The organism is Hadarchaeum sp. (SeqCode) (assembly GCF_049969415.1).
GTDB lineage: Archaea > Hadarchaeota > Hadarchaeia > Hadarchaeales > Hadarchaeaceae > Hadarchaeum.
Genome location: NZ_JBMFOX010000004.1, coordinates 1 through 20,864 on the forward strand (window position 1 = coordinate 1; position 20,864 = coordinate 20,864).

Annotated in this window: 25 protein-coding genes, 1 tRNA gene and 1 pseudogene; 17 read left to right on the forward strand and 10 right to left on the reverse strand. The window is 56.6% G+C overall.

Annotation, left to right across the window (positions count from 1 at the left end; all coding sequences use genetic code 11):
• Nucleotides 1–414: inorganic phosphate transporter (locus ACP5PX_RS01790; protein WP_428083386.1), on the forward strand; the 414-nt coding region annotated here is incomplete at its 5' end.
• Here ACP5PX_RS01790 and ACP5PX_RS01795 read toward each other — a convergent pair.
• From ACP5PX_RS01795 to ACP5PX_RS01805, 3 genes are read right to left on the reverse strand one after another with little or no spacing between them, the layout of a single operon-like run.
• Entirely contained in the window at nucleotides 415–1,122 is a 708-nt protein-coding gene (locus ACP5PX_RS01795) for a TIGR00153 family protein (protein ID WP_428083388.1), read from the reverse strand.
• 42 nt (nucleotides 1,123–1,164) lie between these two features.
• Nucleotides 1,165–1,635, reverse strand: coding sequence for an NOB1 family endonuclease (locus ACP5PX_RS01800; RefSeq protein WP_428083390.1), 471 nt, complete (start codon nucleotides 1,633–1,635; stop codon nucleotides 1,165–1,167).
• A 14-nt stretch (nucleotides 1,636–1,649) separates the two neighbouring features.
• Nucleotides 1,650–2,450 carry an NAD(+)/NADH kinase gene (locus ACP5PX_RS01805; protein WP_428083392.1) on the reverse strand — a complete coding sequence of 267 codons (801 nt, stop codon included), beginning with the start codon at nucleotides 2,448–2,450 and terminating at the stop codon, nucleotides 1,650–1,652.
• Nucleotides 2,451–2,532: 82 nt separating this feature from the next.
• On the opposite strand from ACP5PX_RS01805, the gene ACP5PX_RS01810 reads away from it, so the two are divergent.
• Nucleotides 2,533–2,925: a translation initiation factor IF-5A gene (locus ACP5PX_RS01810; RefSeq protein WP_428083522.1), complete on the forward strand. Its 393-nt coding sequence runs from the start codon at nucleotides 2,533–2,535 to the stop codon at nucleotides 2,923–2,925.
• A 49-nt stretch (nucleotides 2,926–2,974) separates the two neighbouring features.
• On the opposite strand, the gene ACP5PX_RS01815 is transcribed toward ACP5PX_RS01810, so the two are convergent.
• The 3 genes from ACP5PX_RS01815 to ACP5PX_RS01825 form a co-directional block, all read right to left on the reverse strand.
• Nucleotides 2,975–3,139 (reverse strand): DUF1931 domain-containing protein, encoded by a 165-nt coding sequence (locus tag ACP5PX_RS01815; protein ID WP_428083394.1) that lies wholly within the window; start codon nucleotides 3,137–3,139, stop codon nucleotides 2,975–2,977.
• Between the two features lie 62 nt (nucleotides 3,140–3,201).
• Nucleotides 3,202–4,053, reverse strand: coding sequence for a 3-methyl-2-oxobutanoate hydroxymethyltransferase (gene panB / locus ACP5PX_RS01820; protein WP_428083396.1), 852 nt, complete (start codon nucleotides 4,051–4,053; stop codon nucleotides 3,202–3,204).
• A 435-nt stretch (nucleotides 4,054–4,488) separates the two neighbouring features.
• The gene (locus ACP5PX_RS01825) at nucleotides 4,489–4,962 is read right to left on the reverse strand and encodes a flavodoxin family protein (protein WP_428083398.1); all 474 of its coding nucleotides are present in this window, start codon (nucleotides 4,960–4,962) and stop codon (nucleotides 4,489–4,491) included.
• Between the two features lie 146 nt (nucleotides 4,963–5,108).
• Between ACP5PX_RS01825 and ACP5PX_RS01830 the strand changes: the two genes are divergently transcribed.
• From ACP5PX_RS01830 to ACP5PX_RS01840, 3 genes are all read left to right on the forward strand, one after another.
• Entirely contained in the window at nucleotides 5,109–6,680 is a 1,572-nt protein-coding gene (locus tag ACP5PX_RS01830; protein WP_428083400.1) for a DEAD/DEAH box helicase family protein, read from the forward strand.
• Nucleotides 6,646–7,410, forward strand: coding sequence for a M48 family metallopeptidase (locus ACP5PX_RS01835; RefSeq protein ID WP_428083402.1), 765 nt, complete (start codon nucleotides 6,646–6,648; stop codon nucleotides 7,408–7,410). Before ACP5PX_RS01830 ends, ACP5PX_RS01835 begins: the two co-directional genes overlap by 35 nt.
• A 710-nt stretch (nucleotides 7,411–8,120) precedes the next feature.
• Nucleotides 8,121–8,471 (forward strand): hypothetical protein, encoded by a 351-nt coding sequence (locus ACP5PX_RS01840; RefSeq protein ID WP_428083404.1) that lies wholly within the window; start codon nucleotides 8,121–8,123, stop codon nucleotides 8,469–8,471.
• Between the two features lie 204 nt (nucleotides 8,472–8,675).
• Here the strand turns inward: ACP5PX_RS01840 and ACP5PX_RS01845 are convergent, their stop codons facing one another.
• The 4 genes from ACP5PX_RS01845 to ACP5PX_RS01860 form a co-directional block, all read right to left on the reverse strand.
• Complete coding sequence (locus tag ACP5PX_RS01845) at nucleotides 8,676–9,785, reverse strand: DNA topoisomerase IV subunit A (RefSeq protein ID WP_428083406.1); 1,110 nt, start codon at nucleotides 9,783–9,785, stop codon at nucleotides 8,676–8,678.
• Nucleotides 9,778–11,346 carry a DNA topoisomerase VI subunit B gene (gene top6B, locus ACP5PX_RS01850; RefSeq protein ID WP_428083408.1) on the reverse strand — a complete coding sequence of 523 codons (1,569 nt, stop codon included), beginning with the start codon at nucleotides 11,344–11,346 and terminating at the stop codon, nucleotides 9,778–9,780. Before top6B ends, ACP5PX_RS01845 begins: the two co-directional genes overlap by 8 nt.
• A 132-nt stretch (nucleotides 11,347–11,478) precedes the next feature.
• Nucleotides 11,479–11,640: a hypothetical protein gene (locus tag ACP5PX_RS01855; RefSeq protein ID WP_428083410.1), complete on the reverse strand. Its 162-nt coding sequence runs from the start codon at nucleotides 11,638–11,640 to the stop codon at nucleotides 11,479–11,481.
• Nucleotides 11,641–11,941: 301 nt separating this feature from the next.
• Complete coding sequence (locus ACP5PX_RS01860; protein ID WP_428083412.1) at nucleotides 11,942–12,472, reverse strand: KH domain-containing protein; 531 nt, start codon at nucleotides 12,470–12,472, stop codon at nucleotides 11,942–11,944.
• 154 nt (nucleotides 12,473–12,626) lie between these two features.
• Here ACP5PX_RS01860 and ACP5PX_RS01865 point away from each other — a divergent pair, with 154 nt between their 5' ends.
• The 12 genes and pseudogenes from ACP5PX_RS01865 to ACP5PX_RS01920 all read left to right on the forward strand — a co-directional run.
• A complete protein-coding gene (locus ACP5PX_RS01865; protein WP_428083414.1) occupies nucleotides 12,627–13,208 on the forward strand; it encodes a DUF996 domain-containing protein in 582 nt (193 codons plus the stop codon).
• 58 nt (nucleotides 13,209–13,266) lie between these two features.
• Nucleotides 13,267–13,351, forward strand: a tRNA-Ser gene (locus tag ACP5PX_RS01870).
• Between the two features lie 409 nt (nucleotides 13,352–13,760).
• Nucleotides 13,761–14,186, forward strand: coding sequence for an archease (locus ACP5PX_RS01875; protein ID WP_428083416.1), 426 nt, complete (start codon nucleotides 13,761–13,763; stop codon nucleotides 14,184–14,186).
• Between the two features lie 59 nt (nucleotides 14,187–14,245).
• A complete protein-coding gene (locus tag ACP5PX_RS01880; protein ID WP_428083418.1) occupies nucleotides 14,246–15,727 on the forward strand; it encodes an RtcB family protein in 1,482 nt (493 codons plus the stop codon).
• Between the two features lie 6 nt (nucleotides 15,728–15,733).
• Nucleotides 15,734–16,579: a putative RNA uridine N3 methyltransferase gene (locus tag ACP5PX_RS01885; RefSeq protein WP_428083419.1), complete on the forward strand. Its 846-nt coding sequence runs from the start codon at nucleotides 15,734–15,736 to the stop codon at nucleotides 16,577–16,579.
• A gap of 3 nt (nucleotides 16,580–16,582) precedes the next feature.
• The gene (locus ACP5PX_RS01890) at nucleotides 16,583–17,593 is read left to right on the forward strand and encodes a 50S ribosomal protein L3 (protein WP_428083421.1); all 1,011 of its coding nucleotides are present in this window, start codon (nucleotides 16,583–16,585) and stop codon (nucleotides 17,591–17,593) included.
• A 2-nt stretch (nucleotides 17,594–17,595) separates the two neighbouring features.
• Nucleotides 17,596–18,378 carry a 50S ribosomal protein L4 gene (gene rpl4p / locus ACP5PX_RS01895; protein WP_428083423.1) on the forward strand — a complete coding sequence of 261 codons (783 nt, stop codon included), beginning with the start codon at nucleotides 17,596–17,598 and terminating at the stop codon, nucleotides 18,376–18,378.
• Nucleotides 18,375–18,638, forward strand: coding sequence for a 50S ribosomal protein L23 (locus tag ACP5PX_RS01900; protein WP_428083425.1), 264 nt, complete (start codon nucleotides 18,375–18,377; stop codon nucleotides 18,636–18,638). Before rpl4p ends, ACP5PX_RS01900 begins: the two co-directional genes overlap by 4 nt.
• A complete protein-coding gene (locus tag ACP5PX_RS01905; RefSeq protein WP_428083427.1) occupies nucleotides 18,638–19,345 on the forward strand; it encodes a 50S ribosomal protein L2 in 708 nt (235 codons plus the stop codon). Before ACP5PX_RS01900 ends, ACP5PX_RS01905 begins: the two co-directional genes overlap by 1 nt.
• Before the next feature lie 4 nt (nucleotides 19,346–19,349).
• The gene (locus tag ACP5PX_RS01910) at nucleotides 19,350–19,745 is read left to right on the forward strand and encodes a 30S ribosomal protein S19 (protein WP_428083429.1); all 396 of its coding nucleotides are present in this window, start codon (nucleotides 19,350–19,352) and stop codon (nucleotides 19,743–19,745) included.
• Nucleotides 19,745–20,194 carry a 50S ribosomal protein L22 gene (locus ACP5PX_RS01915; protein WP_428083430.1) on the forward strand — a complete coding sequence of 150 codons (450 nt, stop codon included), beginning with the start codon at nucleotides 19,745–19,747 and terminating at the stop codon, nucleotides 20,192–20,194. The genes ACP5PX_RS01910 and ACP5PX_RS01915 overlap by 1 nt, the downstream gene beginning before the upstream one ends.
• 4 nt (nucleotides 20,195–20,198) lie before the next feature.
• A pseudogene (locus ACP5PX_RS01920) lies at nucleotides 20,199–20,852 on the forward strand (30S ribosomal protein S3); the annotation flags it as partial.
• Nucleotides 20,853–20,864: the final 12 nt, after the last annotated feature.

Sequence of the window (20,864 nt, forward strand, 5' to 3'; positions counted from 1 at the left end):
GCCTACGTGCTCGGCGCCAACGACGTCGGGGCCTCGTTGGGCGTCGTCCGCGCCTTCTTCGGTAGCCCTCCCCAGCTCGTTGCCCTTTTTGGAGCCGTGGCGCTGGCGGCCGGAGCCCTGACTTTCAGCAGAAGGGTGATAACGACGGTCGGTTCAGGCATAGCCAAGATCGGGCCCACCACCGCCATTGCCGCCCAGCTCGGGGCCGCCCTGACCGTTTGGTCCTTCGTGCAGTTTGGCATGCCGGTGTCGACTTCTGAGGCCATCGTCGGCGGGGTTGCCGGAGCGGCTCTTTTCAAGAGCACGGCGACGGTGAGCAAGCGGAGGTTGGGCAAGATAGCGTTGACCTTGGTGGTTACCCCGGCCGCGGTCGGACTGCTTTCCTTTGCCCTGTCCCTGCTGTTCGGGTTCTGATCAGCCCGTGAGCGTGAAGCCCAGGATGGTCACGGTGTCGCTCATGTCCTCGGCCCGATCGCTCACGTTGGCCGATCTGCGGATGATGTCGGCGAGCTGGATGATGCTGACGGGGTCGAGGACCTTTTCGAAGCTGTAAAGGTCGTTGGTTAGACTCTGCTCCATCAGGTCGATCTCGTGCTCGAGCAGGTCGACGTCGTTGGCCTTTCTCGTGGCCTCGCCGATGTCGGTGGTCAGCGCCTCGATGGCCTCTTCCAGAATTTGTACCGTCTGGGTCGTGACCCTGGCCATCTTGGCGAACTTGAGCCGCCACTCCCTGATCTCCCTGTTTTTCCCCTCTCCCCGGATCAAGGCCTGTAGCAGCTGTTTTCTCAGCAGGAGCACGCGCATGGCACCTTCGGCAGTGTCGGCGACCGTGTCCAGCCGTTCCGCGAGCCAAGCGAGGTCGGCGCGAAAGGCGGGCAGAAAGGCGCCCTCGCCGAGCACCTTCATGAATTCTCTCTTCCCCTTGTCGGCTGCGGTCTCCAGCTTGGACAGCTCCCGGCCCAGCTTTTCCGCCCGGTCGAAATCTAGGTCGGTGAAGTAGGCGGTGATGACCTCCTCGAACTTCTTAACCACGCCGGTGACGGCCTTGGCGTTCCTCTTCAAAATTTCGAGGGCCCGCTGTTCCTTACCTCCACCGATAATGGAAATGGACAGGACCTCCAAACCGTCACCTTCGTTGGAATATCTCCCGCCTTTTTTAAAACACTACCTTCTTGCCTGCCGCTTCAGCTCTGAGCCGCAGATGAGGCAGATGGTTGCGGTCGGCGGGAACTTGCTTCCGCAGGCGGGGCACACGGCTTCCCAGCGCAGCACCTCCTTTATCCCCGGCATGGAGAAGCGGCGGTAGGGCAGGTTGAGCAGGGTGGCTAGGTTCTGGATGGCGTAGTCGTCGGTCACGATTTCGGCGTTTTTTTCGGCAAGGTCCAGCGCCAGCGCGAGCAGCTTCACGTCGGTATCGGAGACGGTGTCCCCGCTGTGCACCACCTTCTCCCGGACCCTCTCCAGCGATTTCTTCGACGGCTCCACGACCCTGACCTTGCCCGCCAGCACCGCGGTCTCGAGCTTCAGCTTTGAGCAGAGGTCGCGGGCTTCCTCGAGCACCTCAGGCACCGTTACCTGGTCGGCCCTCAGCATTCCCGGAGCTAGGCCGGCGATAACGGCGGAGGTATCGAGCACTAAAACACAACGTGTCACAATAACTTCTCCTTCACCTTACGGTAAAAGCTCTCCCATTCAAAGAAGCGCGCGCAGTAGTCCGAGCGGCGGACCTCAACCTTTTTTCCCTGATCTACCTTGGCCACTGGTTCCCCGTCAACAATCACCAGGGCGGCTCGCCCGGGTCGAGTCGGTGTTATCTGCACGCAGCTCTCCGGCGGGATGACGATTGAGCACTGACGGGGATGCGTGGGGCAGATGGGCGTGACCACGAGCGATTCCAGCCGGGGGTCAAGCACCGGACCTCCGGCGGCGTGCGTGTAGGCCGTGCTTCCGGTCGGCGTGGCGACAATGATGCCATCGCAGCGGAAGTCAAGCGCCTCGTGGCCGTCGATCGATACGGAAAGGCTGACGCTCTTTCCTGGCACCTCGGAGCTGACGACGACATCGTTCAGGGCCTCGGGCAAGGATTTTCCCGCCAGGGTGGTCGCTAGGCGAGTCCTACTCACGACGGGGAGCTTTCCCTCCCTGAGCCTCCGCAGCGCCCTCGGGGCATCCTTCGGGTTGACTTCCGCGAGAAATCCTCTTCTTCCCAGATTTATCCCCAGAATAGGCACGTCCGGCGCCAGCCGCTGGGCGTGAAGGACGGTACCGTCTCCGCCGATCGTCACGATGGCGTCGCATCCGCGAAGGTCCTGGATCTTTGCGCCGCCCCCTATCTTCTTCGCCAGGCCCGGCTCGAGCACGACCTCCTCTCCCTTAAGGTACTTGATGACCTTTGCCACCATCTCGAGGTCGGAGTCACCATCGGTTCGAGCAACGATTCCGATTCTCAAGGTTCCACGGATTTGATTTTTCCTTTGAGGATTAAACCTTGCGCCAAGCTTTTAAGTAAGTCAGGAGAATTTCTACGGGATGATAATGAAGGAGGTCACTGAAGTCGGTAAGCTCAAGGAGGGTCGCTTCATCATCATCGATGACGAGCCCTGCCGCATCGTCGGCTTTTCCACCTCGGCTCCGGGGAAGCACGGCCACGCCAAGGCCAAGATCGATGCCATCGGACTTTTTGACGGGCAGAAGCGGACCATCGTGAAGCCGACCAGCGCCAAGGTTGAGGTGCCGATAATCGAGCGGGGTAGTGCTCAGGTGCTGGCGATTGTCTCCAACAATGCCCAGCTGATGGACCTCAACACCTACGAGACCTTCGAGCTGCCCATACCCATTAACCTCCGCGGCGACGTCAAGGAGGGCGTTGAGGTGGAGTATCTCCAGGCGCTGGGAAGAAGAAAAATAGACCGAGTAAAAGGTTGAACAAAATTAAAAGCAGTGGCAGCCACAGCCGCCACCGGAAATTTTTGGATTAGAGATCTATTCCTCTGAGGGTCTTTCTGCCGTTGCCCTTGGCTCTCTCGATGGCCTTCTTGCAGCTCGCCGCCACTACCGCGTCCAGTGCTTTGAAGAAGTCGTCGCTGGCCCTCATTCCCTTGAGGAGTTCCCTCACCGCGGACTTAACTACATAAGCCATTTTTACACCTCCGTTTCGTCGCTTTAATCCTCCTTTTTTCAATATTTAAAGGTGCTTAAAATTCATTTTTTCTGCCGGAAACCGCGGATTAACTTGCGCATCTCCTCGGGCGGCATCTCGTAGCTCTGCGCCAGCGCCGGAAACTTGCCCGACTTGACGTCGCGCTTGAAGTCTTCCACTGCTTTCAGTATCCCTTTATCGAGCTCGGCGTAGCGCTTGACAAACTTGGGGACGCTGGGCCCGGTGAGGCCGATGAGGTCGTGCAGCACTAGGACCTGCCCGTCGCAGTAGGGACCGGCGCCGATCCCGATCGTCGGGATCTCCAGCTTTTCGGTGATCAGCTTGGCCAGCTGCCAGGGCATGGCCTCGAGCACCAAGCTGAAGACGCCCGCCCGCTCCAGCCTCTGGGCGTCCTCGAGGATGGCGCGCGCGGCGGACCAGGTTTTGCCCCGGACGCGGTAGCCGCCGAACTGGTGCACCCACTGCGGGGTCAGGCCGAGGTGGCCCATCACCGGAATCCCGGCATCGATGATGGCTTCAACCTTTCTTATCATCTTGTGCCCGCCCTCAACCTTCACGGCCTCGGCGTGACCCTCCTTGAGAAAGCGCCCGGCATTTCTGATGGCGTCCTCAGTGCTAGCTTGGTAAGACATGAAGGGCATGTCGCCGACCACCAGCGCCCTCTTGACTCCGCGGGCCACGGCCTTGGTGTGGTGGAGCATCTCCTCCATCCCGACCGAAAGCGTGTCCCGGTGGCCCAGGACCACGTTGGCCAGTGAATCGCCGACGAGGATGGCGTCTGCGCCGGCCTCGTCGACCATTTTCGCCGTCAGGTAGTCGTAGGTAGCCAGCATCACTATTTTTTCCCCGCTGTTTTTCATCTCCCGAATTTTAATCGTGGTGACCTTTTCCATGCTCTCGGTAGTTTATCGGCGGTGTTGCGTATTAACTTTAGCTAGGTGTAGTTTTGGACCGGTGAAAGTTGGTTTAATAGGGTCGGATGCTTAATATCCAGACAACGTGGGATTGAGTTAGGGTGATGTCAGTGAGCCTGAGGAGATATCGGTGGAAGAAACCGGATTGGCGTGAGCGGAAGAAAAAAAGGCAGAAGAAGTGGAAGCGGAGGTACGAGCCAACGGTCTCGGCACCAGAAGCAACGGGGTCTGAAGTGTCCACGCCCGGAGAGAAAGCTTGAGCCGTTGAAGAAGATAAGCGGCTGTAAGCCTAGGTCGGGGATTATCGCGTTGTAATGGATAGATTGGTATAGAAAGATAATATTCATGCTTCTGGTGGGACACCGGAAGAACGTTTACAAAAAAGTCCAGCAACGGCAGGTTCAACGGAACCGTTTATTTCTTCAGGCTCTCGGCGAATTCCTTCGCCCTCTTCAAGTAGTCGCCGGCCTTAACCTCCTTTGCTGGTATGCCCAGCGTCCCTACTACCACCGACTTCGGTACCAGCGCCTTCATCTCGTCGAACACCTTTTCATGACCGATACTGTAGGTGCAGAAGAAGGCCACCTTTTTGCCGTCCAGCCTTTGGGCGCCGAGGTAGGTCCGCACCGCCGGGGTGATGTTTCCCGCCCACACCGGGGTGCCGATGACTATCAGGTCGTATCCGGCCGCCGCCCTCTCAAACTTGATGTTCGTCTTTCTTTTTCTCGTGGCATCCTTTCCCGCGATCAGAAAGCGGATTGGCGGCAGGCCGGTCCTCTTCTTCAGGTCCACGATTTCATCAAAATCGGCACCGAGTTCTTTGGCGATCGCTTCGCCGACCTCTTTGGTGGTTCCGGTCCGGGAATAACAAGCGACGAGAATTTTCATCGAATCAATGAGTTAATCAACGTGGCCGGTAAATTAAACCTTGTTTAGGGGTGTGCAAAAATAAATAGCCGTTGAGAACCTAAGCTATTTCGCGCAGGTGCCGGTCGACCGCGCAACACTATGTCTCCTCGGTCTGAGAGAGTCATATGCGGCGTTGCCGACATCTGCGCATGCAGATCTCACCGTCAGTACCTGTAGACTCCGACCTTCCGCAGCAGTTCTGGTCCGTTTGTCAACAGCGCCTGTATGGTGAGGGCGTTCCTCGCGAGCAGCGCGGAGTACACGATTGTCGCCTTCTTCGCCAGTCCCCTGAACCTGAGCCCTTCATCACGCTCATCCACAAATTCCGGGAGGAGGACCTCTCGGGGCTGAAGTTCACCAAGGATTCTGAGGAGGTGATCTCCAACAGGAGGAATGTGATCGCGATAATGGATGAGGGCCACCGGACGCAGTACGGAAAGCTTGCCGAGCAGATGAGGACCATCCTGAAAAAGGCTTTCTTCTTCGCCTTCACCGGGACGCCGATCGCCAAGAAGGGAAGGGACACCTACCTCACCTTCAGCTATCCCGAGCAGGGCGAGCTCTACATCCACAAGTACTTCATCGAGGACTCCATCAGGGACGGGTTCACCCTGCCGATAGTTTTCCAGACCAGGATGGAGAAGAAGGTGGGCCTCGACAAGAAGCGCCTGCAGGGCTTCCTGGGCGTGAAGGAGGCCGGATTGATAATCGACTACGTCGGCGTGCTCGGGGAATTTGAAAAGGCCCTGGCGATCTATCAGAAACAGGACGTCAAATACGTCGCCATAAAGCTGGACGAAGAGGTGAAAAAGTTCACCACCCTGCTGCAGGAAACCGAGGAGATCTTTGATGGAATTGACCTGGGCAGGACGCACCGGGAAACGTTGAAGTCGGCCGTCAAGCTCCTGTTCCACGACCACGACGCCGAGAACAAGTTCCTCGTAAACTACAAGAGGCTGATCAGGTTCTACGAATTTCTGGGGCCGAGGCACGTCCCGGAAGCTTCTATCGCGAGGCTCAAGTGGCTGGCCGCCATCTATCAGTTCTACCTCAGGTGGACCGGGACGAGGGAGGAGGAGCCAGAGGTCGAGGAGTATTTCCGAAAATACTTCAGCCGAACCCTCGGGGACATCCACAAAACGCTGGAGATAAAGCTGAAGGAGGAGTTCCCCATCCTGAAGTTGGATGTGAATTATCTCAACAACCTCAAGAAGGCGCACGCGAGCCTAGAGGACAAGGTGTATGACATGGTCTTCGCGCTGAACAAGTACATTTTGGTCGACAGGTCTCAAAAGATGGTCTACGAGCCGATCGCGAGGAAGGTTGAGCTGATAGTGAGGAAATGGAAGGACAGAAAGATCGACGTGAAGGAGGCCTACGAAAGGCTGTCCGAGGCGGTCAGGGACATCCAGTCTCTGGAGAAAAGGCAGAGGGAGCTTGGCTTTTCGGAGGGGGAGTATTTCCTGCTCACGGCGCTGGAGGAAAAGCTGGGCAGGTCGGAGGAGCTGGTGAAGGAGGTCAGAGCCCTGTGGAAAGATTGGGAGAGATCCGGCAAGCTGTTTGGGGGATGGAACCGGAAACAGACGGCGCTGAAGGAAGTTGGCAGGGAGCTGAGGAAATTCCTGCGCAAAAAGATGCCACTTGCTGAGAGGAATGAGGTGTATGGCAAGATCATTAAGGGGCTTAGAGAAATCTAAGAGCATCTGGGTCAACGGAACCGACTTGCCCTACCGGGTGGCGCGGAGAAGGGTGAGATATCCACGGCTGGAGTTCAAAACAGGAGAGCTCCTGGTAATCCTTCCCGAGGGCTGGAAGGATGAAGCATCGCTGCTGGAGAGGAAAATTGGCTGGATCTCCAGAAAACATGGTGAAATTAAAGGTGCGGTGGAGAGGTTTAAGTCTTTGATGGGGAACGGTCACGGCCTGTTAATCTTTGGGAATTTTCTTCCGGTTGATGATGGTAAGGTGAGGGTAAGTTTAAACGAAAACAGCTTCGAATGTGATCTCAATGACCGACGACAGCTCAGGCGGTTAAGGGATGCGCTGAGGGAAAGACTTCGGCAGGAACTCGAGACGGCTGCTGTAGAGTACAGCAAGAAATTTGGTGTGGAGTTCAACAGGATATTCATAAGGAGGCAGAAAACCAAGTGGGCCAGCTGTTCCTCCAGAGGGGACCTGAGCTTCAATTTCCTGCTGGCGTGTCTGCCAAGGGAGCTCATCCGTTATGTCGTCTGCCATGAAATACTGCACCTGAGGGAAAAACGTCACAACAAAAATTTTTGGGAGGAGGTGGGCCGCGAGTTCGAGAATTTTGAGGAAATGGAGAAAAGGCTCTTCGAATACTGGTTCCTCATCCAAGAGTACTCTCGTTCGGTCGATCTCTTTGCTTGGTTAATTTTGTTTTCGCGGCCGGATTTCCCCTGTTGAAAAGAGCTTCCTCTAAAAAGTTACTGGGGCCACGGGTGCGTCGGGCGTATCTGGTTATTTTTGATAAAGCGGGTAGAAGTCTTTCAGGATGGCATTATGGTAAGCTGCGCGTTTCAGGAGCGCAGTGGATACAAAGATCGGCCATCATGACGGAACGGTTCGAGGTTGCTTTAAAGCTCGTTCGGATGTTGCGAAGGTTCGGGGTTCGAAAGGTTCAATTTTTTCGCGTATGTGAACTAACGGAGTCCGTTGCTTCGGGCACCATGTGAGCACGAGGTCGGTTTCAGGCAGCTTCGGCTCAGGCTCTACGCATATACGTAGTCTAGCCTTCAGGCTCTACGCATATACGTAGTCTAGCCTTCAGGCTCTACGCATATACGTAGTCTAGCCTTCAGGCAAAAGCTCCGTTGGGCCTGTGGTAGAGCTCTTGAGAGATGAGCAGTCGAACGCTCTTGGCATGTCCTTAGGCGTCTTCATGGGTTTGCAGATTTTGTGACGATAGGTGGGTGGTGCGTCTACTTTTGGGCGCGGAAATTCGAGCCGCGATATCGATATCTATATCGATCAGAACAACTTCTACGGGCCACAGGCAGAAGCATTAAGATCAGGGTTCACCATCAAGCGCAATCTGAGGCCGAAAAAATTTGAAGGCTGATCGACGGAGTCGGGGTTGACATCTACACGCCTTTTATGTGTAGTCCAGTTGTCCCTTGGGCGTTTTCCGGGAGAACCCAGTCTTGAACATCGAGGGCTTCAGGGTTGCTCTACCCGAAGTGTTGCTCTTATTAAAGACGCAGGCGGCCAAGGAGCGATGGAACGCTGAGAAAGGCGTAAAGGATCGTGCGGACATTATCTCCTCGCTTTCTTTCGTGGACATAAAATACGATCTGCGGTGCGATCTGTTCCCGGGAGATTACCCGAAAAAGGCGCTGTTGGGGACAATCTTGAGGACGTTGCGGGAGAGCCGGGTTGATTACGAGTTTCTTGGCCTTAACTACTCTAAGGGCGGCGTAAAGCTGAAGAAGCTCGTCGAAAAAGAAATTGGCCTGACTTCCGGGTAAAAAATCTAATTGTCGAGTCGCTTTGAGTTTGGCAAGGGTGTGAATTCAGAAATTAAAGCATTTCGATGCGTTTTCGGCCCGCAATCAATCTCCCTGTGTTCCCCTCGCCTCATTTATCGAGGGTGGCCCTTTCCGTCCATACCGAGCCCCAAACGATTAACCAAAATTATAAAAATGGATAAGTACGGCTGATTGCACTAAAAATCACTTTGTCCCCAGGAACTGCTGCTTCTCCACTTCCTTCAGCTTCGCCGGCAGGTACTCGTTGACCACGTAGGCCAGCCCATACTTGGCGAACGCCTGCTGCTCTGCCTTCCGGCCGATCTCGAGCATCTTCTTGATCTCAGACTGCCAGAACTCGGTGTTGTAACGTGGGTCCTTGAGCAGCTGCTTCAGCCGGGCGATGTCCAGCTCCCGCAGCTTGTCCGTGGGCAGCTTGTAGTTGACGATGTCGCTCGCGGTGACGCCGATGTACTTGGCGTCGGGCACGGCCAGCTCGTGGTTGATGTAGGCCAGGTTGGCGCTGCCGGAGATGATGACCATACCGATGTGGTAGCCGAAGGGGTCGCCGTCACAGTTGAGGTAGACGGGCAGGCCCAGCTCCTCGTTGGCGCGCTTGAGGAACCTCCGGGTGGCGCGGGCCGCCTGTCCCTTGAGCCCCACGATCAGGGCGTCGAACTTCTTCCAGGCCTCCTCCTGGATGAGCCGGTGATACATACCCATCGTCTCAACCGCGATGATTCGCTTGGCCCGGCACTTGACAAACTCGACGTCATCGATGGTGGGCGGAATCGTGTACCCACCCCTCCCCGCCTTGGTGGCGTCGATGGTCACGTCTCCCTCGCGGAAGACGATCTGCCCGTAAACGGCGGCACCGTCCTCCTCCGGCATCAGCCCCAAGCTCTCCCGCTTCAGCCCGAAGGTCGCCTCAAGGTCCTCGATAATGGCGTCCGACTCGCTCTGGTCATGGAAGGGTCCGGCCTCCCAGCCCTCGGCCGTGTAGTACATCTCCCTGAGTGTGGCGAACTTGCCGCTCTCGATGAGCTCCTTGGCAAACTCGGCGGTGCAGAGGAGCTGTGCCACCTTTTTCACCTGCTTCATGCTCCCCGCCGACCGGATCCCGTACCTGGGTCCGAGAACGAAGTAGCGGTTCTTCCTGTCGTAGATGATGTTGGCGGTGCTCCGTGAGGGTATCTTCAGCTTCGGCGGCTGGGCGCTCCTGATGTCTTCGACGATCTTCCGGCCCAGCTCGGCCAGGGCCTGCAGCGCCTTCTTCCGGTGCTTCTTCTCCAGCGAGGTGGCCTCCCTAGTCATGGTCAACACCAGCGATCTTTTTCAGCAGCGGCCTGACGTCGGGCTCCTCAACCCCGGCCAGCCGTGCCGCCTTCCGCGCAATCACGGGAAGGAACCTTTCAAAGATGCCCGCTCGCTCCTGCCGCTCCTTGGCCTTGAGCCGGCGGTAGAGGAACTTCTTCAACTCGCGCGCGGCTTCCATTACCGCCGCCCTAACCTCACCCACAATCTCGGGTTCGTCGGCGATGGATTGCTTTCCCGCCGAGGTGTAGGGAACGTAGGCCGAGGAGATGTTAACGAAGAGCGTCAGCGGCGCGTTGGTGATGTCCACCCCATAGCGGCGCCAGTCGATGCTGCGCACGGCGGCGGTGATGGCGCAGCCGCCCTGGTCGAAGATGAGCGGAGCCCGGTTGGCGAACCTGATGAGATCCATGCCCACCTCGCCTTCCGCCCCCTCATTGTCGCCCTTGTTCTCGAGGGACTTTCCCGAGTTGCCGCCGTAGGCGATGCCGACCTCGACGATGAAGGGCAGGCCGCCGCGGTAAACCTTCGGCGGGCGGGTGAGCGTGTGGACAAACTCAGGGTTCAGGATCTGGCGCATGCCGTTCTCCAGCTCGGCCGCCCCGATCGGCCTCAGCCCTGAGGTCGGCGGGGCCAGCAGCTTGACCTGTTTGAAGGCGGAGACAATCCTCTCGGCCTCTTCCCAGCTCAGTTCCGTAGGCCTCTTTTCCGGGGAGACGTTAGCGAGCCGGCAGACCTCATCGGCCTTCTGCTTACTCACGCGGGAAAGCTCCGTGGAGAGGAGCCCGGAGACAGTCCTAGCTTTGGTGCGCTTGGCCAGCACCAGCAGGTCATCCGACATTATCCCCCAGGGGTGGAGCGGCATGGGCTTGGGCCGCTCGGGGATCTTGTTGGTGGCATTTTCGAAGACGGTGAGCGTGCCATCGGGTTCGACGAAGTTTATCCTCACGTGGGGGTTGGCGATGGCGGTCATGCGCAGGTAGTTGAAGGGGCCGTAGCGGGAGCGCATGTAGGCCACCTCCTTGGCCTCTATCTCCACCCGGGTGCCCCGCCACTTCTCCTTGAACTTTTCCTTGCTGACAATCTTGCCCTGGTTCTTGTCGACATCGATCATGACGTCCACCTTAACGGTTTCACCGTTACCGGTCGAGGTCACCACGGTTGCCGGTTTCCCCGAAGTTATCTGTCCGAACATCACGCAGCCGGAAATTCCGATGCCCTGCTGCCCGCGCTGTTGCATGGCCCGGTGCAGCTTGGTCCCGGCGAGCATCTTGCCGAAGACGTCGGGGATGTACTGTTCGGGGATGCCCGAGGCGTTGTCCTCGATGATAATCCGGAAGTGTTCTGGTTCATCGTTCACCCGCTTTATCATCACGGTGACTCTGGGCAGAATTCCCGCCTCTTCGGCCGCGTCAATCGCATTGGTCACGCCCTCGTGGACAATCGTCGTCAGCGAACGGATCTTTCCCGTATAACCCAGCATCGCGGCGTTCCTGCGGAAGAACTCGCTGACGCTGTGCTCTCTGAAGTCGGCGAAAAGCTCATCGGCAAGGCTCTTCATGGATCCACCACCAGGGCCCCACTTTGTCCCCCAAAGATAAACATATTTTGGGGTGGGACGGCCGAAAGTATTCCTCGGCCTGAGCCCAGCCAGCTCAGCGGCACAACCGACTCTTTACCCCAGCCACGGACGCTAATATCGGGCATGATTTATCAGCTCCTTGATCGCCTCGTCAATGGTGACGCGTCTGCCCTTTTTTATCTGAAGCTTCGAAACCACCTCGAGCAGCCTCCGATGGGTGTCGTCATCCACCTTGAGGGTAACTTTAGTATTTTTAGTGTCTTTACTCATCATAGTAAAATTATTAAAGTTACTATAAAAGCATTGCCTGCTTATCTATGGCGTTAAAATTTTCATCCTAAGGATAGAATCCGCCTTCGCCTAGCCTTATAAATCGTTATTTCGACGATTTCCAGCTAGTTCTGCAGGCCAAGGATATGCCGGAAAAATCAAGGACAGCATGACGAATTATGAATGCCCGGTCATTGGGGCAGGCTTTGGAAGGTCAGCAATGTGTTTTCTTGGTAAATAATGGAAATTTGGCTATTGTTTTAGAGACATTGGGCTGTTGAAAATGGGAGAGGGCGTCGTAGGGTCAGAGCTGTTGTGAGATCCTCTTGCCCTCCCGGCGCTTCTTCTCCAAGAACTTGAAGACGGTCGAGTGTTCCCGCCCGCTCAGCAGCATCTCGATGGCCTCCCGGGCCACGGCCAGCTGTTCGGCGCTCCCGATCGCGGCAACCGTCTTTCCGTAGATGGAAATGTAGGTGTCGGTCAGGTGCTCGATGGTCTCCCGGGCCTTTCCCTGCTCGCCGATTACCCTTCCCTTCAGCCGGGAGATGGCGCGTTCGGAGTTCCCGGCGAAATCGGTGATGTCGAGGATCTCGAGAAGCTGGTCGTCGTCGAGCAGCCTGAAGGCCCGCTGCGAGCTGAAGCCCCGGGCGATCGCCTTGAGGACATTTTCGGCCTTCAATGCGCCCAGGGGATCCTCCCCGGCCTCAATTTTGACACAGCCGGTTTCGCTGTCAAAAGTCAGCTTGGTGGAGGTGCGCCGCTCGATTTCCTTTTTTATCTCGCCATTGGGTCCTATGGCGGCCCCAATTCTATCTAGCGGCATCCGGACGTACATTTACCACACCAGCCAATGCAATCAACAAGTGATGGGATCTCTATCTACCGGCATTTAACCTCAATACTTTTCTCTACAATTATTTTTCTTCATACAAGTCAAAAATCTTTTGGTCCTCGAAACCTTTATTTCAGGGTAAACCAAGTTGAACTCAATGGCGCTGGAATCTCACAAGAACTTGGGTGGCGTGGGGGCCCTGTTAATAGTTCTGTCTCCCCTAGCGATGGGAGCGGTGGCCGGGGTCTTGGGGCTCGTGGGACTGATACTTCTGCTCATCGCCCTGAGCGGCATGGCGAGGGATTTCAGGGACAGGAAGATATTCAGCAATGCCCTGCAAGGTGTTGTGATAGCAGTCGTGGGCGCGGTGGCCGGGCTGGTGATCGTGATTTTGACCTCGCTGCAGTTTTTCTCCCAGCTTGGAGTGGATCTCTTTAACCCCAATTGGGCCGGGATGGGCCGCATGTTCATGGGCATGTCGACTCCTGGATTTTGGCCACTCTTAGGTGGTATCCTAGCGGCGCTGGTGGTAGTCTTCGTCTGCGTCCTGATTGCGGTGATCTACTTCCGCCGGACTTTGAACATCCTGAGCGATAAAACCGATGTTCACATGTTTGCCACTGCTGGGACAGTAATGCTGATTGGAGCCGCCCTAAGCATCGTGGTGGTCGGCTTTCTGCTGATCTGGGTCTCGTTCATACTTCTGACGGTCGCCTTTTTCTCGATGAAAACTAGGTGAAACGGGGCCGCGGTAGCCGGGGTAATAATTTATCCTCGGCGTTTTCAGTAGTTAGTGGGCCGGGGTAGCCAAGCCAGGTAAGGCGCACGCCTTGAGAGCGTGTGGCCCATCGGGCCGCAGGGGTTCAAATCCCCTCCCCGGCGCCTTGAAGATCTAAATACTCTCAGCCAAAATCCCCCATCCATTCAGTTTTCCCCATTGCCTGGGCAGGCAAGGCTCAATGATTCAAAATAATACCCGTCAATGTTTCTAAAAGCAAAATTGAGAGCTACTATCAACAAGTAGGAAATATTTTTAACAATTCGGACGGCCTCAGGGGCCGTTGGAGGGGGTGGGCGAATGTTTGCCCATGTCATCCTTTTATCTTCAAACTCTACCTCATCCGGACCAACCTTTCTTGGTCGAATAGTATGTTCAGTTCGTTGGATAAGAAGAAACTCCCGCTTTGGTCGGCACCATTGTCTCCATCTCGCCGCCGCCTTTAAAAAGGGTATTTAAAGCCGGCGCTCAGTTAATTTGGAACCGGTCGCGGCAAGGTTGGATGGTGTGTCGATGAAAAAATTTGATTGGGTAGAGCACCCCAGCGACATCGGCTTCAGGGCGTATGGCCGGGACCTGGCGGAGGCCTTTGAGAATGCGGCGCTGGCGTTGTTTGAAATCATGGTTGACACCAGCCGGGTTGAGGCGCGGGAAAGATTGGAGGTGGAACTGGTGGCAGAGGATGAGTCCGCTTTGCTTTACGATTGGTTGGACAAGCTAATTTACCTCCATGATTCAGAAAATTTAGTATTCTCAAAGTTCGAAGTTAAGATAGAAAAGGTGCCGGAGGGGCTTCGGCTTTCGGCTCAGGTCTGGGGGGAGAAATTCAATCCCGCCAAGCATCCGGAGCGGACGGCGGTTAAGGCCGTCACCTATCACCTGATGGAAATCGGGCAGGAAAAGGACGGCAGTTACGTGCAGGCCGTGGTCGACATCTGATGGGCAAGGCCAAAGCAAAAGTTAATTTAGCGCTTTAGGCTATTTCTACTGGTGGGATCATGGAAGAAGGTGCCGTTTCAGCAACGGGCCCGTGGCAGGGCAAGATTCGGAAAATAGATGACCTGAGGTGGGAGATCCCTCAAGAGTACAAGCGCGGCATGCGGGTTCCGGCCCGGATCTACGCGGATGCCGAGATGCTTGAGGAGATGCGCCGGGACCTGACGCTGGAACAGGCCGCAAACGTAACTTTCCTGCAGGGCATCTACAAATATTCTATCACCCTGCCGGATGGGCACCAAGGTTATGGGTTCCCCATCGGCGGTGTTGCGGCCACGGATGCTGAAACAGGCGTGATCAGTCCCGGAGGTGTCGGGTACGATATCAACTGCGGTGTCCGTCTACTGCGCACGGGACTTGACAAAAAGGAGGTAGTCCCTAGGCTTCGCGAGCTCGTGGACTCTCTGTTTAGAAATGTTCCTTCGGGACTCGGCAGTGAGGGCAAGGTGAAGGTTACTCCAGCTCAGCTCGACCAGGTGCTGGAAATCGGCGCCAGATGGGCGGTGGAGAACGGGTATGGATGGGAGGAAGACCTAGAGCGCCTCGAGGAGAGGGGTGGAATGTCCGGAGCCTCAGCCCGGGATGTGAGCCCCGAGGCCAAGCGGCGGGGTTATCCCCAGCTCGGGAGCTTGGGTAGCGGAAATCACTTTCTCGAGATTCAGACAGTTGATAAGATTTTTGATCCTGAGATAGCCAGAAGGTTCGGCATCGAGCACGAGGACCAGGTAATGGTGATGGTCCACACCGGCTCCCGTGGTCTCGGGCACCAGGTCTGCTCCGATTACCTCCGCGCCATGGAACGGGCCGTGAAAAAGTACAACATCTTTCTGCCCGACCGCGAGCTGGTGAATGTTCCGGTGAATTCCCCTGAAGGGCAGGCATATCTTTCGGCGATGAGATGTGCCGCTAATTTTGCCTGGGCCAACCGGCAGATGATAGTCCACTGGGTGAGGCAGTCATTTGAGGATGTCATGAAACAGGACGCCGAATCCTTGGGCCTCCACATCGTTTACGATGTTGCGCACAACATCGCCAAAATCGAGGAGCACGAGGTCGACGGGAAGAAGAGAAAGCTCTGCGTCCACAGGAAGGGCGCCACTAGGGCCTTCCCCGCCGGACGCCCAGAAATTCCCCAAATCTACCGTAACGTGGGACAACCCGTGCTGATTCCGGGCGATATGGGCACGGCTTCTTATGTGATGGTCGGTACCGAGCAGGGGTTCAGAGAGGCCTTTGGTTCCACCGCCCACGGGGCCGGAAGACACATGAGCCGTACTGCGGCGCTGAAGCACTTCCGGGGTGAGGAGATCAAGCGCAAGTTGGAGTCCGAGGGAAAGGTGGTTAGGGCGGCCAAGATCTCGGTAATCGCGGAGGAGGCGCCGGACGCCTACAAGGACATCGATAAGGTAGTTGACATAACCCACCGAGCCGGCATAGCCAGAAAGGTGGCGAGGCTGGTGCCCATCGGGGTCGCCAAAGGCTGATCGTTGATGCTTTCTCGTCCAGAAATTTCGGTGTTGTTACCAGCCTCACTGGTAGCTGACTCCTCCGACCTTCGTCAAGTTACCTTTAAAGTTGGCCTGGTGGGACGGGCGCTGGCGATATTTCGGGTTAGCCGGGTTTGCATCTACAACGATGATGAACCCAACGTGAGGAATCAGGAGACCCAAGCTAGGACCATCGAGACACTTTTGAGCTATCTTGAAACCCCACAGTATTTGCGCAAGATTCTTTTTCCCCATTCCGAGGTGCTTAAGTATGCTGGTTTACTCTCCCCTTTGCGTACACCGAGTCACCCGCTTCAAGACGAGCGGAATCGGAAGGGAGACTGTCGCGAGGGAGTCGTCATTGAGTCAGGCCAAAGGAGCATTTTGGAAATAGGTCTGCCGCAAAAAGGGATCTACCACGGGAAATTGCCTCTGAGGCAGCGAGTGACAGTTAGGCTCGGCGACAGAGAAGGGGATTTCATCCAGGTAACGCCGGTGTCTCGGGGGGAGGTTCAGGACTACTGGGGCTTCAAAATTTTACGCGCCGAAAGCCTCGCGGAGGGCTTAAAAGCAGTTAAGGCTGATTACTACATTGGTACGTCAAGGCGAGGGCAAAATTTATATGAAGCCGTGCAGGCGATAATGAGTAGCAAGCCTCGCAGCATGGCAGTGGCTTTCGGAGGCCCTTATGCAGGGCTCTTCGAGATATGCCGGCGACAGGGCGTCGACGCTTCGGACCTGTTCGACGTCATTATGAATGCGGTACCGAACCAAGGCACGGCCACCGTTCGGACCGAGGAGGCGCTCGTAGCCACGCTCTCGCTGCTGAACGCGCTCATCGAGGGATAAAAAATGGGAAAACGGGCACATCATCCACGTCGGGGCTCACTGGCATACATGCCGCGGGCAAGGGCCAAGAGCCCCGTGGCTCGTGTGAGGGCATGGCCAGCGGAAGCTAGGTTGGGTTTACAGGGTTTCGCGGGTTATAAGGCAGGCATGATCAGCCTCTTCATGATTGATGACCGCAAGGGCTCCATGACCAAGGGCCAGGAGATCTGCGTTCCCGCCACAGTGATTGAGGCACCGCCCATGGTCGTCTGTGCGGTCAGGATCTACCAGCAGGGCACCAGAGGGCTGAAGGCGATGGGTGAGGTCTGGTCGAGCGAGTTGCCCAAGGACCTCTTCCGCCTGATTCGAAGGCCCAAAAAGTATGATGCTCAGAAGGCGATGGAACAGGCCGAGGCGCTGGTGAAATCGGGCAAAGTTAACGAGATTAGAGTTTTGGCTTGCACCCAGCCCCGCGAAACCGGCGTGTCGAAGAAGAAGCCAGATCTGGTGGAGATACGCGTTGGTGGCAGCTCGGTCGAGGAGCGCTGGAATTACTCCAAAGGCCTTCTGGGGAAGCAGGTCCGCCCCAGCGATGTTTTCAAGGAGGGTGAGTTCGTCGATGTCCTCGCGATTACTAAGGGCAAAGGATTTCAGGGTCCGGTCAAGCGCTGGGGGGTCAAGATCTTGCCCCGAAAGAGCGAGGAGGGAAGGAGGCAAGTCGGCACCCTCGGTCCTTGGTCTCCTCCCCGGATCCTGTGGACGGTTCCGGCGGCAGGCCAGATGGGATACCACCAGCGCACCGATTTCAACAAGAGAATTTTGAAAATAGGCAACGACGGCAAGGAGGTCACCCCCAGCGGAGGCTTCCTCCGTTATGGCCCGATCAGAAAGGACTTCATCGTCGTTGCCGGTTCAGTTCCGGGGCCGACCAAGAGATTGGTTCAGCTGAGACATCCGGTGAGACTTCATGCCGAGGCGGCAACTTCGGTGCCCTCCGTCACCTACATAAGCACAGCTTCACAACAGGGTGCTTGACAATGAAGGTTCCAGTATTCTCGCTTGACGCCAAGCCGGTAGAGGAAATAGAGCTTCCGGAGGTCTTTGATTCCGAGGTCAGGCCCGACGTGATAAGGCGGGCCGTGCTAGCCGCTCAGTCGGCCAGAATCCAGCCTTGGGGACCGGATCCGATGGCGGGCAAGAGAACCTCTGCCGAGACCTGGGGAAAGGGTTTCGGTGTTTCCCGGATCAGGAGGGTTAAAGGCACGAAGCATCCGGCGTCCGGAATGGGGGCGTTTGCTCCCCATGCCGTCGGAGGCAGGAGGGCCCATCCGCCGCGGGTTGAGAAGAATATTGCGGAGAGGATTAACCGCAAAGAGCGGCGGCTGGCGATAAGGTCGGCAATTGCGGCGTCGAAGGATAAAAAGTTGGTCGCCGCGAGGGGCCACGCGGTTGCAACTGTTTCCTCCCTTCCCCTCGTGGTCACCGATGAGTTGGAGAGCCTGAAGAAAACCGCCGATATTAGGGCGACCCTGACCAAGCTGGGTCTGGGCAAGGAGTTGGAAAGAACTTCTGAAGGCATCCGCATCCGGGCGGGCATAGGTAAGATGAGGGGCAGACGCTACAAAAGGGCAGTCGGGCCGCTGATAGTAATTGCCCAAGACCGGGGGATAAAGTCGGGGGCGAGGAACCTCCCCGGCGTAAGCGTGGCCAAGGTAAATGAGCTGAACGCGGAGATTTTGGCTCCCGGAGGCGTTCCGGGTAGATTGATCGTCTGGACCACTTCGGCGATACAGAAACTTGCGGAGGGATTATATTCATGAAGGATCCTCACTCGGTAATTCTCTATCCGCTGGCCACGGAGAAGGCGGTGAAGATGATAGAGTCTGAAAACAAGCTGATCTTCGTCGTCGATAATGCCGCGACCAAGTCAGATATAAAGAGGGCGGTAGAAACCCTGTTTGAGGTTAAGGTGAAGAAGGTATCTGTTGAGATCACTCCGGAGGGAAAAAAGCGCGCCTATGTCAAGCTGGCGCCGGAGTTTATGGCCGATGAGATCGCGGCAAAACTGGGGATGATCTGATGGGCAAGCGTTTAAGGGCGCAGAGGATTGGTAACGGCTCGCCCACCTATCGGGCGAAAAGCTGGCGAAGGCTGGGGAAGATTAGCCTGCCTCCGCCGGAGAGGGCTGGTGAGGCCGTGGTGGTGGATATACTCCATGAACCCGGCAGAAGCGCTCCGGTAGCGAGGATCCGTTATGGAGACGGGCAGGAAAGGTTAGTTTTGGCTCCCGAAGGGCTCAAGGTCGGGGACAAGGTTATGGCAGGGATTTCTGCGGAGATAAAACCCGGAAATGTGCTCCCGCTGGCCGAGATACCGGAGGGTACGACCATCTGCAATATAGAAACGAAGCCCGGAGATGGCGGAAAGTTAGTCAGGGCAGCTGGCTCCTACGCGGTTCTGGTAGGCCACGATGTGGGTCGGGCCAGTGTCCAGCTTCCTTCCGGGGAGATAAAGGAAATGGACCCACGGTGCCGGGCCACAATCGGAGTGGTTGCTGGTGGAGGGCGTCTGGAGAAGCCACTGGTGAAGGCGGGCAAGCGCCACCACATCATGCTTGCCAAGGGCAAACATTATCCGCGTACACGGGCAGTGGCGATGAACATCGTGGATCATCCCTTCGGCGGTGGCAGAGGCAAGAACGCGGGCAGGCCGAAGACGGTAGCGCGCGGTGCTCCGCCGGGCCAGAAGGTAGGGTTAATAGCGGCCAGAAGGACAGGGAAGAGGTGAGGTCATGCCGAAGAAGTTCACCTATCGGGGTTACGCTCTCGAGGAGCTGCAGAGGCTGCCCTTGGATGATTTCGCGAAACTTTTACCCTCTCGCCAGCGCAGATCGCTGTTGAGAGGCTTCACCCCAAAGCAGAAAAAGTTGATAGAGAAGATCAGAAAGGCGAGAGCTTCGGGCAACGATGCACCGATACGGACCCACTGTCGGGACATGGTGATAATACCCGAGATGGTGGGCCTGAAGTTTGCGGTTCACAACGGGAAGGAGTTTTTGATTGTGGAAGTGAAGCCGGAGATGATCGGGCATCGCCTCGGAGAGTTTGCCCAGACCAGGAAGAGAGTCATCCATGGAACTCCGGGCATCGGTGCCACTAGAAGCTCCATGTATGTGCCGTTGAAGTGATGGTTATGCCGAAGTTCGGTTTTTCTGCGAAGGTCGAGGGTCCAGTGGCTCGGGCGCTGGGTAAGGAGCGGAGGATCTCTCCCAAGCAGGCCATGGAGGTCTGCAGGGCCATAAGAGGGATGAGCCTGAAAGCCGCCAAGGAATACCTTGAAGCTGTCCAGCAGAAGAAGAAGGCAGTGCCTATTTTGCGTCACAGAAAAAAGGTCGCCCACCGCGGCCCCAAGGGGAGCGGCCAGTATCCGGTGAAGGCAGCGAGGGAGATACTGAAGGTTTTGAAGAATGCGGAGGCCAACGCCGTCTACAAGGGGCTTGACGTGGAAAAACTTAAGGTGGTCCACGCCAGCGCCTACAAGGGTACTTCCATTCCAGGGTTTATCCCGCGGGCCTTTGGACGCTCGTCGCCAGCGATGTCTCCGCTGACAAATATTGAGATAATCCTGAAAGGTTGATGAAATGCCGGTGGAAAGAACTTTCATCAAACAGGGGATCAAGCGGGTTCAGCTCGAGACCTTTCTTGAGAATGAGCTTGCGAAAGCCGGATACGGCGGAGTCGATATCAAGAGGGTTCTCACCGGCACTAGGGTCACTATTTACGTGGAGAGGCCGGGAATGGTGATCGGCAAGAAGGGCAAGAGCATCAAGCAGCTGACTGATGATTTGGAGCAGAAGTTTGGCTTGGAGAAACCACAGGTAGAGGTGGTGGAGATACCCAAGCCGGAGCTGTCAGGCCCTATCATGGCCAAGCACATCGCCTTTGCTTTAGAGCGGGGCCTAAGCGTTCGCAGGGTCGGCCAGAGCATGGTGAGAACGATTATGGGTGCTGGGGCTAGAGGTGTGGAAATAGTGATTTCCGGTAGGATTGCCGGAGAGCGGTCGAAGAGCATGCGGTTTTACGAGGGTTACTTGAGCAAAGCTGGCGAGCCGGCCCAGAAGCTGGTCAGCCGCGGACAGGCGGTGGCAAAGCTGAAGCCGGGAATAGTTGGAATCAAAGTGAGCATAATGCCGCCGGACGTCCCCTTGCCGGGAGAGATAAAGATTGCGGAGCCCGCGCCAGAAATGAAGGAAAAGCCAGCCGGTGAAAAGGCCGAGGAGCCTAAGGTAGAGAAGACCTCTGGAGAA

What these genes read in the sequence shown, in the direction of transcription:
- ACP5PX_RS01825 (WP_428083398.1), bottom strand. Translation starts at nt 4,962, where the DNA reads ATGAAAATTCTCGTCGCTTGTTATTCCCGGACCGGAACCACCAAAGAG.
- ACP5PX_RS01910 (WP_428083429.1), top strand. Translation starts at nt 19,350, where the DNA reads ATGCCGAAGAAGTTCACCTATCGGGGTTACGCTCTCGAGGAGCTGCAG.
- ACP5PX_RS01875 (WP_428083416.1), top strand. Translation starts at nt 13,761, where the DNA reads ATGAAAAAATTTGATTGGGTAGAGCACCCCAGCGACATCGGCTTCAGG.
- top6B (WP_428083408.1), bottom strand. Translation starts at nt 11,346, where the DNA reads ATGAAGAGCCTTGCCGATGAGCTTTTCGCCGACTTCAGAGAGCACAGC.
- panB (WP_428083396.1), bottom strand. Translation starts at nt 4,053, where the DNA reads ATGGAAAAGGTCACCACGATTAAAATTCGGGAGATGAAAAACAGCGGG.
- ACP5PX_RS01815 (WP_428083394.1), bottom strand. Translation starts at nt 3,139, where the DNA reads ATGGCTTATGTAGTTAAGTCCGCGGTGAGGGAACTCCTCAAGGGAATG.
- ACP5PX_RS01855 (WP_428083410.1), bottom strand. Translation starts at nt 11,640, where the DNA reads ATGATGAGTAAAGACACTAAAAATACTAAAGTTACCCTCAAGGTGGAT.
- ACP5PX_RS01860 (WP_428083412.1), bottom strand. Translation starts at nt 12,472, where the DNA reads ATGTACGTCCGGATGCCGCTAGATAGAATTGGGGCCGCCATAGGACCC.
- ACP5PX_RS01915 (WP_428083430.1), top strand. Translation starts at nt 19,745, where the DNA reads ATGGTTATGCCGAAGTTCGGTTTTTCTGCGAAGGTCGAGGGTCCAGTG.
- ACP5PX_RS01830 (WP_428083400.1), top strand. Translation starts at nt 5,109, where the DNA reads ATGCGGCGTTGCCGACATCTGCGCATGCAGATCTCACCGTCAGTACCT.
- ACP5PX_RS01835 (WP_428083402.1), top strand. Translation starts at nt 6,646, where the DNA reads ATGGCAAGATCATTAAGGGGCTTAGAGAAATCTAAGAGCATCTGGGTC.
- ACP5PX_RS01880 (WP_428083418.1), top strand. Translation starts at nt 14,246, where the DNA reads ATGGAAGAAGGTGCCGTTTCAGCAACGGGCCCGTGGCAGGGCAAGATT.
- ACP5PX_RS01890 (WP_428083421.1), top strand. Translation starts at nt 16,583, where the DNA reads ATGGGAAAACGGGCACATCATCCACGTCGGGGCTCACTGGCATACATG.
- rpl4p (WP_428083423.1), top strand. Translation starts at nt 17,596, where the DNA reads ATGAAGGTTCCAGTATTCTCGCTTGACGCCAAGCCGGTAGAGGAAATA.
- ACP5PX_RS01905 (WP_428083427.1), top strand. Translation starts at nt 18,638, where the DNA reads ATGGGCAAGCGTTTAAGGGCGCAGAGGATTGGTAACGGCTCGCCCACC.
- ACP5PX_RS01885 (WP_428083419.1), top strand. Translation starts at nt 15,734, where the DNA reads ATGCTTTCTCGTCCAGAAATTTCGGTGTTGTTACCAGCCTCACTGGTA.
- ACP5PX_RS01845 (WP_428083406.1), bottom strand. Translation starts at nt 9,785, where the DNA reads ATGACTAGGGAGGCCACCTCGCTGGAGAAGAAGCACCGGAAGAAGGCG.
- ACP5PX_RS01865 (WP_428083414.1), top strand. Translation starts at nt 12,627, where the DNA reads ATGGCGCTGGAATCTCACAAGAACTTGGGTGGCGTGGGGGCCCTGTTA.
- ACP5PX_RS01900 (WP_428083425.1), top strand. Translation starts at nt 18,375, where the DNA reads ATGAAGGATCCTCACTCGGTAATTCTCTATCCGCTGGCCACGGAGAAG.